The organism is Pseudomonas sp. AU12215 (assembly GCF_001675465.2).
Taxonomy (GTDB): Bacteria; Pseudomonadota; Gammaproteobacteria; order Pseudomonadales; family Pseudomonadaceae; genus Pseudomonas; species Pseudomonas nitroreducens.
In genome coordinates this window covers 1-11,926 of record NZ_MACM02000057.1, presented here as the reverse complement: position 1 = coordinate 11,926, position 11,926 = coordinate 1, and the positions used below count along the sequence as shown (strand labels likewise).

General features: G+C 65.6%; 8 protein-coding genes. 2 read left to right on the top strand and 6 right to left on the bottom strand.

Features of this window, described 5'->3' with window-relative positions:
• A complete protein-coding gene (locus tag A9513_RS36490) occupies positions 1-99 on the bottom strand; it encodes a CDGSH iron-sulfur domain-containing protein (protein ID WP_255302852.1) in 99 nt (32 codons plus the stop codon).
• Between the two features lie 213 nt (positions 100-312).
• The gene (purL, locus tag A9513_RS13260) at positions 313-4,209 is read right to left on the bottom strand and encodes a phosphoribosylformylglycinamidine synthase (protein ID WP_065084991.1); all 3,897 of its coding nucleotides are present in this window, start codon (positions 4,207-4,209) and stop codon (positions 313-315) included.
• A gap of 290 nt (positions 4,210-4,499) precedes the next feature.
• Here purL and mltF point away from each other — a divergent pair, with 290 nt between their 5' ends.
• The gene (mltF, locus tag A9513_RS13255) at positions 4,500-5,978 is read left to right on the top strand and encodes a membrane-bound lytic murein transglycosylase MltF (RefSeq protein WP_065084990.1); all 1,479 of its coding nucleotides are present in this window, start codon (positions 4,500-4,502) and stop codon (positions 5,976-5,978) included.
• A gap of 42 nt (positions 5,979-6,020) precedes the next feature.
• Here the strand turns inward: mltF and tadA are convergent, their stop codons facing one another.
• The 4 genes from tadA to guaB form a co-directional block, all read right to left on the bottom strand.
• Positions 6,021-6,536, bottom strand: coding sequence for a tRNA adenosine(34) deaminase TadA (gene tadA, locus A9513_RS13250; protein WP_176707238.1), 516 nt, complete (start codon positions 6,534-6,536; stop codon positions 6,021-6,023).
• Complete coding sequence (locus A9513_RS13245; RefSeq protein WP_065084988.1) at positions 6,527-7,930, bottom strand: multicopper oxidase family protein; 1,404 nt, start codon at positions 7,928-7,930, stop codon at positions 6,527-6,529. Before A9513_RS13245 ends, tadA begins: the two co-directional genes overlap by 10 nt.
• Before the next feature lie 395 nt (positions 7,931-8,325).
• The gene (guaA, locus tag A9513_RS13240; protein WP_024762984.1) at positions 8,326-9,903 is read right to left on the bottom strand and encodes a glutamine-hydrolyzing GMP synthase; all 1,578 of its coding nucleotides are present in this window, start codon (positions 9,901-9,903) and stop codon (positions 8,326-8,328) included.
• Positions 9,904-9,984: 81 nt separating this feature from the next.
• Positions 9,985-11,454: an IMP dehydrogenase gene (guaB, locus tag A9513_RS13235; protein ID WP_065084987.1), complete on the bottom strand. Its 1,470-nt coding sequence runs from the start codon at positions 11,452-11,454 to the stop codon at positions 9,985-9,987.
• Positions 11,455-11,602: 148 nt separating this feature from the next.
• Here guaB and A9513_RS13230 point away from each other — a divergent pair.
• Positions 11,603-11,926: exodeoxyribonuclease VII large subunit (locus tag A9513_RS13230; protein WP_141678391.1), on the top strand; the 324-nt coding region annotated here is incomplete at its 3' end.

Genomic DNA, 11,926 nt, shown 5'->3' with positions numbered 1-11,926 from the left:
CTAACGAAGCTCCCGGCGCCTTGAATGCTGGCCATCGCAGTAGGGTAGTTCGGCAGACCGGCCGCAGCGGCAGAGCAGCAGGTAACGCTCGCGCTTCACCGTGAGTTCCAGCACATCCGGGCATTGCTCGGCAGCATCCGGCAGACTCGCGCAATGTCCACAGCGACACAGGAGCAGCACCTGCCCCGACGTCACCGGGCGAACTTCGGGAAGCACGGGGTCGTCAGCCAAGGCAGCCTCCAGCGATGGCCAGGCAAAGAAAAAGGGGAAAGCCGAAGCTTTCCCCTTTTTCGTCACGCATGAAGGCCGAACTCAGCCGACCCAGACGCGGGCATTGCGGAACATGCGCATCCAGCCGCCGTCCTCTTCCCACTCGTCCGGACGCCAGGAATTCTGCACGGCGCGGAACACTCGCTCCGGGTGCGGCATCATGATGGTGACACGGCCGTCGCGGCTGGTCAGGCCGGTGATACCACGGGGCGAGCCGTTCGGGTTGGCCGGGTAGGTCTCGGTGACCTTGCCCAGGCTGTCGACGAAGCGCATGGCCACGGTACCGGACAGGTCGGCTTCGAGCAGGGCTTCCTCGCTTTCGAACTCCGCATGGCCTTCGCCGTGGGCGATGGCGATCGGCAGGCGCGAACCGGCCATGCCCTGCAGGAAGATCGACTGCGACTCCTGCACCTGAACCATCGCCACGCGCGCCTCGAACTGCTCGGAGCGGTTGCGCACGAAGTGCGGCCAGAACTCGGTGCCGGGGATCAGCTCGTGCAGGTTGGACATCATCTGGCAACCGTTGCACACGCCCAGTGCGAAGCTGTCCTTGCGCTCGAAGAAGGCCTGGAAGCCATCGCGGGCACGGGCATTGAACAGGATCGACTTGGCCCAGCCTTCGCCGGCGCCCAGCACATCGCCGTAGGAGAAGCCGCCGCAGGCCACCAGGCCCTTGAACTGCTCCAGACTGATGCGGCCGGCGAGGATATCGCTCATGTGCACGTCGACTGCGGCGAAGCCGGCGCGGTCGAAGGCAGCCGCCATCTCGACCTGGCCGTTGACGCCCTGCTCGCGCAGGATGGCGATCTGCGGACGCACACCTTTCTTGATGTAGGGCGCGGCGATGTTGTCGTTGACGTCGAAGCTCAGCTTCACCGACAGGCCGGGGTTGTCCTCGTCCAGCAGGCCGTCGAATTCCTGGTCGGCGCAGTCGGCGTTGTCGCGCATGCGCTGGATACGGTAGCTGGTTTCGCTCCAGATACGCTGCAGGTTGCGGCGCTGGTCGTTGAAGACGCGCTCGCCATTGAAGTCCAGGTTGATCTCGGCGCCGTTGACCGGCTGGCCGATGACGGCGACGCAGTCTTCCAGGCCGGCAGCGCTGAACTGGGCCAGCACTTCCGGGGTGGCGGCGGAGCGAACCTGGATGACGGCGCCCAGCTCTTCGTTGAACAGGGCGGCGGTCAGCTCGTCACGGCTGTCGGCCAGCGCGTCGAGGTTCAGGTCCAGACCGCAATGACCGGCGAAGGCCATTTCCACCACGGTGGCCATCAGGCCACCGTCGGAACGGTCGTGGTAGGCCAGCAGGTGGCCGTCGGCGTTCAGGCCCTGGATCACAGCGAAGAAGGCCTTCAGGTCTTCGGCATCGTCGACGTCCGGCGCAGCGCGGCCGATCTGGCCGTTGACCTGGGCGAGGATCGAGCCGCCCATGCGGTTCTTGCCACGGCCCAGATCGATGGCGATCAGGTCGGTCTCGCCCTTGTCCAGGCGCAGTTGCGGAGTCAGGGTCTTGCGTACGTCGTTGACCGGGGCAAAGCCGGAGATGATCAGCGACATCGGCGAGGTCACGCTCTTCTCGGCGTCGCCATCCTGCCAGCGGGTCTTCATGGACATGGAGTCCTTGCCCACCGGGATGGTGATGCCCAGCGCCGGACACAGTTCCATACCGACAGCCTTGACGGTGTCGTACAGGCGCGCGTCTTCGCCCGGGTGGCCGGCAGCGGCCATCCAGTTGGCGGAGAGCTTGATCTCGGAGATCTTGTCGATGCTCGCGGCGGCCAGGTTGGTGATGGTCTCACCGATCGCCATGCGGCCGGAGGCCGGGGCGTCGATCAGGGCCAGCGGAGTGCGCTCGCCCATCGCCATGGCTTCACCGGTGTAGACGTCGAAGCTGGTGGCGGTGACGGCGCAGTCGGCCACCGGCACCTGCCACGGGCCGACCAACTGGTCGCGCGCCACGAGGCCGGTGATGGTGCGGTCGCCGATGGTGATCAGGAAGTTCTTGCTGGCCACGGCCGGGTGACGCAGCACACGCTGAGTGGACTCGGTCAGGTCCAGGCCGACAGTGGCGAAGTCATCGCCCAGTTCGGCTTCGCGGGTGACCGAACGGTGCATGCGCGGCGGCTTGCCCAGCAGTACTTCCAGCGGCATGTCCACCGGATTGTTGCCGAAGTGGCTGTCGGCGACGGCCAGCTGCTTCTCTTCGGTGGCTTCACCGACCACGGCGAACGGGCAGCGCTCGCGCTCGCAGATGGCCTTGAAGGTCTCGAAGTCGGCGGCGTCGACCGACATCACGTAGCGTTCCTGCGACTCGTTGCACCAGATTTCCAGCGGGCTCATGCCCGGCTCGTCGTTGGGCACGGCGCGCAGTTCGAAGCGGCCGCCACGGCCGCCGTCGTTGATCAGTTCCGGCAGGGCGTTGGAGATGCCGCCCGCGCCCACGTCGTGGATGAACTTGATCGGGTTGTTCTCGCCCATCTGCCAGCAGCGGTCGATGACCTCCTGGCAACGGCGTTCCATTTCCGGGTTCTCGCGCTGCACCGAGGCGAAGTCCAGGTCAGCGGCGGAAGCACCGGTGGCCATGGAGGACGCCGCGCCGCCGCCCAGGCCGATCAGCATGGCCGGGCCGCCGAGTACGATCAGCTTGGCGCCGACCGAGATCTCGCCCTTCTGCACATGGTCTTCGCGGATGTTGCCCAGGCCACCGGCGATCATGATCGGCTTGTGGTAACCACGGACTTCCTCACCACGCGGAGTGGCGATGGCCTGCTCGAAGGTACGGAAATAACCGGCCAGGTTCGGGCGGCCGAATTCGTTGTTGAACGCGGCGCCGCCCAACGGGCCTTCGATCATGATGTCCAGCGGAGTGACGATGCGCTCGGGCTTGCCGTAGGGCACTTCCCAGGGCTGCTCGAAGCCGGGGATGTTCAGGTTGGAGACGGTGAAGCCGACCAGGCCGGCCTTCGGCTTGGCGCCGCGGCCGGTTGCGCCTTCGTCGCGGATCTCGCCGCCGGAGCCGGTGGAGGCACCGGGGAAGGGAGCGATGGCGGTCGGGTGGTTGTGGGTCTCCACCTTCATCAGGATATGCACGGGCTCTTCGCTCGCCGCGTACTCGCGGGTTTCCGCGTTCGGGTAGAAGCGGCCGGCGACGTAGCCTTTCATGACCGCAGCGTTGTCCTTGTACGCGGACAGCACGCCTTCGCGGTGCATTTCATAGGTGTTCTTGATCATGCCGAACAGGCTCTTGTCCTGCGACTGGCCGTCGATGTCCCAACTGGCGTTGAAGATCTTGTGGCGGCAGTGCTCGGAGTTGGCCTGGGCGAACATCATCAGCTCGACGTCGTGCGGGTTGCGACCCATCTCGACGAAGCTTTTCACCAGGTAGTCGATCTCATCGTCGGCCAGGGCCAGGCCCAGCTCAAGGTTGGCCTTCTCCAGCGCGGCGCGACCGCCGGCAAGGATGTCCACCACGGTCAGCGGCTTGGGCTGGGCGTGGCTGAACAGGGCGGAAGCCTCTTCGAGCTGGCTCAGAACCAGTTGGGTCATGCGGTCGTGCAGGCGGGCGGCAACGGCTTGTACGTCGGCCTCGCTCAGCTCACCGCTGACGTAGTAGGCGATGCCGCGCTCGATGCGCTCGATCTTGGCCAGGCCGCAGTTGCGGGCGATGTCCGAGGCCTTGCTCGACCAGGGCGAGATGGTGCCGAAGCGCGGCACCACCAGGAACAGACGGCCGGCGGGCTCCTGCACGGGGACGCTCGGGCCGTATTTCAGCAGGCGCGCCAGGACTTGTTCTTCCTCGGCGTTGAGGGCTCCGGTGACCTCGGCGAAGTGCGCAAACTCGGCATACAGCCCGGTGACGGCGGGCACATGCTGGGTCAGCAGGTCGAGCAGTTTGCCGTGGCGGAAAGCGGAAAGGGCGGGAGCACCGCGCAGGATCAGCATTGTCGGAACAGCCTCTGGAGACGGGGAAGTGTGTGGGGCCGGACGGGCCGGCCCACAGAGGCCGTGCATTCTACCGTAAAGCGCTGCGTGGCGGCAGCTCTCAAGCGCCTTCCTTGCCGTTGCTCCCGCGAAAATCGCCATTCATCTTCGAATGCCTTCGAGCGACGGCCGCGCGAGCGCTTGCGTCCGGGCCTCCGTGTCCGACAGGCCGACGAACGGCGCGCCAGCTAGCAGAGAAGCCGTCGGCTGTCGAGATATGGCGCACAACTGCCTTTGCGTATACTGCCCTGATGCTTGCCCTGACTGTGTCCCGTGTGCGCTGCACCGCCTGGATCTTGGCGACCTGTATCTTTCTGCTGCTTTGCGGCTGTAGCGAGGCGAAAGCCCCGACGGCCCTCGAGCGCGTGCAGAAGGACGGCGTGCTGCGCGTGATCACCCGCAACAGTCCGGCCACCTACTTCCAGGACCGCAACGGCGACACCGGCTTCGAGTACGAGCTGGCCAAGCGCTTTGCCGACAGCCTGGGCGTACAGCTGCAGATCGAAACCGCCGACAACATCGACGACCTCTATGATCGCATCGGCCGCGACGGCGGGCCGAACCTGGCTGCCGCCGGACTGACGCCGGGCGGCGAACGCGATAGCCAGGTGCGCTACTCGCACTCCTACCTCGACGTCACCCCGCAGGTTGTCTACCGCAACGGTGCCCAGCGCCCTACCCGCCCGGACGATCTGGAGGGCAAGCGCATCGTCGTCCTGAAAGGCAGCAGCCACGCCGCGCAACTGGCCGAACTGAAGAAGCAGTACCCCAAGCTGGAGTACCGCGAATCCGATGCCGACGAAATGGTCGACCTGCTGCGCATGGTGGACGTCGGCGAGATCGACCTGACCCTGGTCGACTCCAACGAACTGGCAATGAACCAGGTGTATTTCCCCAACGTTCGTGTCGCCTTCGACCTTGGCGACGCCAAGGGGTTGGCCTGGGCGCTGCCGGCCGGGGATGACAACAGCCTGCTGGAGAAGGTCAACGCCTTCCTCGACAAGGCCAAGCAGGATGGTCTGCTGCAGCGCCTGAAGGACCGCTATTACGGCCATGTGGACGTGCTCGGTTATGTCGGCGCCTACACCTTCGCCCAGCATCTGCAGCAACGCCTGCCCAAGTACGAACAGCACTTCCGCCAGAGCGGTACCAAGCTCGAGGCAGACTGGCGCCTGCTGGCGGCCATCGGCTACCAGGAATCGATGTGGCAGCCCGACGCTACCTCCAAGACCGGCGTGCGCGGCCTGATGATGCTGACCAACCGCACCGCCCAGGCCATGGGCGTGGCCAATCGCCTGGACCCGAAGCAGAGCATCCAGGGCGGCAGCAAGTACTACGTGCAGATCAAGGACGAGCTGCCCGACAGCATCAAGGACCCGGACCGCATGTGGTTCGCCCTGGCCGCCTACAACATCGGCGGCGCGCACCTCGACGACGCGCGCAAGATGGCCGAGCAGCAGGGCCTCAACCCGAACAAGTGGCTGGATGTGAAGAAGATGCTGCCGCGCCTGTCGCAGAAGCAGTACTACCGCAAGACCCGTTACGGCTACGCGCGCGGCGGCGAGACGGTGCACTTCGTGCAGAACGTGCGCCGCTACTACGACATCCTCACCTGGGTGACCCAGCCGCAGATGGAAGGCGGCCAGCTCGCCGAGAGCGGCCTGCACCTGCCGGGCGTGAACAAGACCAAGCCCGACGATGACGACGACGGGCGGAATCAGAAGCTCTGAGCTGATCCACGCCGACTCGCACTCCCACAACTCCAGAAGTGCTCAGCCCTTGCGACGCGCCTTGAAGAAGGCAGAGAGCATCGCGCTACATTCCTCTCCCAGCACTCCACCTTCCACCAGCACCCGGTGGTTGAGGAAGCCCTGTTCGAAGAAGTTACCCCGGCTGACCACCACGCCCGACTTGGGCTCGGTGGCGCCGAACACCACACGCTGGATGCGCGAGTGCACCAGCAGGCCGGCGCACATGCTGCAGGGTTCGAGGGTGACATAGAGCGTGCTGCCGGGCAGTCGGTAGTTCTGCGCGGCGGCGGCTGCCTCGCGGATGGCGACCATTTCCGCATGGGCGCTGGGGTCGTGGGAGCTGATCGGGCGGTTGAAGCCTCGGCCGATGACCTGACCGTCCAGCACCAGCACAGCGCCCACGGGCACCTCGCCCAGTGCCGCGCCCTGCTCGGCCAGGGCCATGGCTTCACGCATGAAGGGGATGTCCTGGCTGCGGTCGATGACCGGCGCCAGCCCCTTCACCGTCGGATGCCCCTTGCTGTTGGTCAGCCGCACCATGCCTCGCCCACCGCGATGGTTCCCATCAGCCCGGTCTCCATGTGATCGATCACGTGGCAGTGGAACATCCACAGGCCGGGGTTATCCGCCACCAGCGCCACGCGTGCCGTCTCATTCTTGCCCAGCAGGTAGGTGTCGGTGAAGTACGGGATGATGTCGCGGCGATCCGAATCCAGCACCTTGAAGGCCATGCCGTGCAGGTGGATCGGATGCTGGTACTGGGTCATGTTGCGCAGCACGAAGATATAGCTGTTGCCTTCCTTGAGCTTGGCCAGCGGCGGCGCGTTGTGCTTGTGCTCCTCGCCGCCCTGCCAGGCCACGCCGTTGATCTGCCACAGCGACGGCGCCGACTGCCCCTTGGAGTAGTCGGACATGGCGCCGACCCACTCGAACTTGAAGTTGATGGTCTCGGCGTTCTTCAGGTCCGGCTCGGCCACCGGGTTGCGCGGCAGCGGCGCCGGCCACTTGGCGGTGGGCGCTTTCGGGTTGGCGACGCCACGGATGGTCGCCAGACGCACCGGGCCATTGCGCAGAGACAGCTCGGCGCCTTCCGCCGGGCCGCGGATGCCCAGTTCCAGGCGCATGCCCGGGCCGATCCAGTACTGGTCATTCGGACCCTTGCCGAAATCGCGCGGCGCCACCGGGTGGCCGTCGATGGCGTAGATCTTCGCCTCGGCGTCCGGCAGGTTGAGGCGGTAGGTCACGGTGTTGTCGACGTTGAGGATGCGCACGCGGACGATCTCGCCGGCCGGCAATTCGATCACCGGGGTACGTTCGCCGTTGATGGTCGACAGGCGTCCGCGAGTCCCTTCGCGCGCGGCCTCGCGCGGTACGCTGAAGGGCGTGAAGTTGCCCTCCTCGTCCACGTGCCAGGTCTTCAGGTTGAGGATCTTTTCGCTGGTGAACTCGGAGGGCTCGCGCTCGTCGATGATCAGCGGCCCGACCAGGCCGCGGCCCAGTTGCTCGCTGCTCATCAGGTGCGGGTGGTACCAGTAGCTGCCGGCGTCCGGCGTCTTGAACTGGTAGATGAAGCTCTCGCCCGGCTGCACCGGCGGCTGCGAGATGTAGGGCACGCCGTCCATCTCGATGGGCAGGCGGATGCCGTGCCAGTGGATGGTGGTCGGCTCGTCCAGCTTGTTGGTGAAGCGCACGCGCAGCCAGTCGCCCTGGCGCGCACGGATTTCCACACCGGGCGCCTGGCCGCCATAGCCCAGGCCAGGGGTCTTGTGGCCGGGCACCAGCTCCAGGTCCAGCGGCGCGGCGATCAGTTCATAATCATGCTCGGCGGCTACCTGCGGGCGCGCCAGCCAGATGCGCGCGCCACCGGCGCCCAGGCCGACGACAGCCAGGCCAGCGAGGCCACCGAGTACTTGTCTACGGGTAAACGACATGGGTCCAGACTCCTCGAACAAGGGACTTGCGACCCCATCGGCTTTCACGGAGGTTGGCGCGTTCGCGCCCGGCGCCAGGCTCTTGCGGCCGGCTGCATTGCTCCGCTTCCCACATAGGAAGCAGAAGGCAACTGTGCATGAAGGCGCAAACGCCTCTCATGCGCCAGGTCAAGGACAGGTATCCCCGTCCTCGCCTGTCGAAGAAAGCGGCGAGATTGCCGCTTTCCTCGTTAAGGAAACGTTAAAACCTGAATTCGATCTCGCGAGCTAGAGCCGTAGTAGGCGGAAAGCGCCCGAAGAGCGGAGTTTACAGCTGTAAATGGGCACCTGAGGGCGCTTTCCAACGCCCTACGGCCGACGCGCAGCAGATCAAAGCAGGTTTTAGACGTCTCCGATCATTCCCACTCGATGGTGGCTGGCGGCTTGCTCGACACGTCGTAGGTGACGCGGGAGATGCCGTCGATCTCGTTGATGATGCGATTCGAGACCTTCTCCAGCAGCTCGTACGGCAGGTGCGCCCAGCGAGCGGTCATGAAGTCGATGGTTTCCACGGCGCGCAGCGCAACGACCCAGGCGTAACGGCGGCCATCGCCGACCACGCCGACGGATTTCACCGGCTGGAACACCACGAAGGCCTGGCTGGTCTTGTGGTACCAGTCGAAGTTGCGCAGCTCTTCGATGAAGATGTGGTCCGCGCGACGCAGCAGGTCGGCGTACTCCTTCTTCACCTCGCCGAGGATGCGCACGCCCAGGCCCGGGCCCGGGAACGGATGGCGATAGACCATGTCGTAGGGCAGGCCCAGCTCCAGGCCGATCTTGCGGACTTCGTCCTTGAACAGCTCGCGCAGCGGCTCGACCAGTTCGAACTGCATGTCCTCGGGCAGGCCGCCGACGTTGTGGTGCGACTTGATCACGTGGGCCTTGCCGGTCTTGGCGCCGGCCGACTCGATCACGTCGGGGTAGATGGTGCCCTGGGCGAGGAACTTCACGTCCTTCAGCTTGGTGGCTTCCTCATCGAAGACTTCGATGAAGCTGCCGCCAATGATCTTGCGCTTCTGCTCCGGGTCACTGACGCCGGCCAGACGGCTGAGGAACTTCTCTTCGGCGTTGGCGCGGATCACCTTGACGCCCATGTTCTCGGCGAACATGGCCATCACCTGGTCACCCTCGTGCAGGCGCAGCAGGCCGTTGTCGACGAAGACGCAGGTCAGCTGGTCGCCGATGGCCTTGTGCAGCAGGGCTGCGACCACCGAGGAGTCCACGCCGCCGGACAGGCCCAGCAGCACTTTGGAGTTGCCGACCTGGGCACGCACGGTGGCGATGGCGTCGTTGACGATGTTGGACGGAGTCCACAGGGCTTCGCAGCCGCAGATGTCCAGCACGAAGCGCGAGAGGATGCGACCGCCCTGCTTGGTGTGGGTCACTTCCGGATGGAACTGCACGCCGTAGTAGCCACGGGCATCGTCCGCCATGGCGGCGATCGGGCAGCTCGGGGTGCTGGCGAGGATGTGGAAGCCGGCCGGAATCTCGGTAACCTTGTCGCCGTGGCTCATCCACACGTCGAGGCCGAAGACGCCGTCCTCATCCACGTGATCTTCGATGCCGTCGAGCAGGCGGGCCTTGCCGACGACGTCAACGCGGGCGTAGCCGAACTCGCGCAGGTCCGAACCCAGCACCTTGCCGCCCATCTGCTCGGCCATGGTCTGCATGCCGTAGCAGATACCGAACAGCGGCACCTTGAGGTCGAACACCGCCTGCGGCGCGCGCGGGCTGTTGGCCTCGTGCACCGACTCCGGGCCGCCGGCCAGGATGACGCCGCGCGGGGCGAAGGCACGAACCTCGTCGTCGCTCATGTCGAACGGGTGGATCTCGCAGTACACGCCGATCTCGCGGACGCGGCGGGCGATCAGCTGGGTGTACTGGGAGCCGAAGTCGAGGATCAGGATCCGGTGAGCGTGAATGTCTTGGGCCATGGCCATCTCTCGTAGCGAAATTCTTAAACGACACGGGGCTGTATCAACCAGCCCCGTGTCCGACTCATTAACCTGAAACCCTCAACCTACGCGGTAGTTCGGGGCTTCCTTGGTGATCTGCACATCGTGGACGTGGGACTCGGCCATGCCGGCGCCGGTGATGCGCACGAACTGCGGCTTGGTGCGCATGTCCTGGATATCGGCGCTGCCGGTGTAGCCCATGGCGGCGCGCAGGCCGCCCATCAGCTGGTGGACGATGGCGGTCAGCTGGCCTTTATAGGGCACGCGGCCTTCGATGCCTTCGGGTACCAGCTTCTCGGCGCCGGCGGAGGCGTCCTGGAAGTAGCGGTCGGAGGAACCGGTGGAACCGGCCATGGCGCCCAGGGAGCCCATGCCACGGTAGGACTTGTAGGAGCGACCCTGGAACAGCTCGATCTCGCCCGGCGCTTCTTCGGTACCGGCGAACATCGAACCCATCATCACGCAGTAGGCGCCAGCCACCATGGCTTTGGCCAGGTCGCCGGAGAAGCGGATGCCGCCGTCGGCGATCAGCGGAACGCCGGTGCCTTCCAGGGCAGCGGCGACGTTGGCGATGGCGGAGATCTGCGGCACGCCGACGCCAGCGACGATACGGGTGGTGCAGATGGAGCCCGGGCCGATGCCGACCTTGACGGCGTCGGCGCCAGCGTCAGCCAGTGCCTTGGCCGCTTCGCCGGTGGCGATGTTGCCGCCGATGACCTGGACTTGCGGGAAGGTTTCCTTGACCCAGCGGACGCGATCGATCACGCCTTTGGAGTGGCCGTGGGCGGTATCGACGACAACCACGTCAACGCCGGCGGCGACCAGGGCGGAAACACGCTCGCCGGTATCGGCGCCAGTGCCGACCGCAGCGCCGACGCGCAGGCGGCCCAGGTCATCCTTGGACGCCAGCGGGTAGGTCTTGGCCTTCTCGATGTCGCGGAAGGTCACCAGGCCAGTGAGGTAGAAGTTCTCGTCGACGATCAGCATCTTCTCGATGCGGTTCTCGTAGAGCGCCGCCTTGATCTCTTCCAGCGGGGTGTTCTCGCGGGCAGTGACCAGTTTGCCCTTCGGGGTCATGATCGCGGCCACGCTGTCGCCGATGTTCGGCTTCACGCGCAGGTCGCGGCCGGTGACGATACCGACCAGCTCACCCTCTTCCACCACCGGGAAGCCGGAGAAGCCGTACTCGCGGGCGATCTGCAGCAGCTCGATGATCTTGGTCGACGGGGTCACGGTGACCGGGTCGCGAACAATCGCGGTCTCGTGCTTCTTGACCTTGCGGACCTCGGCGGCCTGCTGCTCGATGCTCATGTTCTTGTGGATGATGCCGATGCCGCCTTCCTGCGCCATGGCGATGGCCAGGCGGGCTTCGGTCACGGTATCCATCGCGGCGGACACCAGCGGGATGTTCAGTTCGATGCCACGGGTCAGGCGAGTCTTCAGACTCACGTCCTTGGGCAGGACTTCCGAATAACCTGGGATCAGGAGGACGTCGTCGAAAGTGAGGGCTTCTTGGCTGATGCGCAGCATGGCGGGGGCTCCCGATCGGGAAAAATGGAAGCGCGGCATTATATCCCAGCTGGGGGGTGCGGCTCAACGTAACCAGACGATCTGAATGCAGTCTTTATCCGGCTTGCGCGCTGGCCCCGTTCCACAGGCCCGCTTATCATCCTTCGCCATGCAGAACGATCCCTTCCAACGGCTGGGCCTCGACCGCGAGGTTCTGACCGTCAGCCAGCTAAACCAGCGCGCCCGCCACCTGCTGGAGGACGTGTTCCCGCAGGTGTGGGTCGAGGGCGAGATCTCCAACCTCGCGCGGCCCGCGTCCGGTCACCTGTACTTCAGCCTCAAGGACAGCAACGCCCAGGTGCGTTGCGCGCTGTTCCGGCAGAACGCCCTGCGGGTGCGCCAGGCCCTGCGCGACGGCCTGGCCGTGCGGGTGCGCGGCAAGATTTCGCTGTTCGAAGGGCGCGGCGACTACCAATTGATCGCCGACACCGTC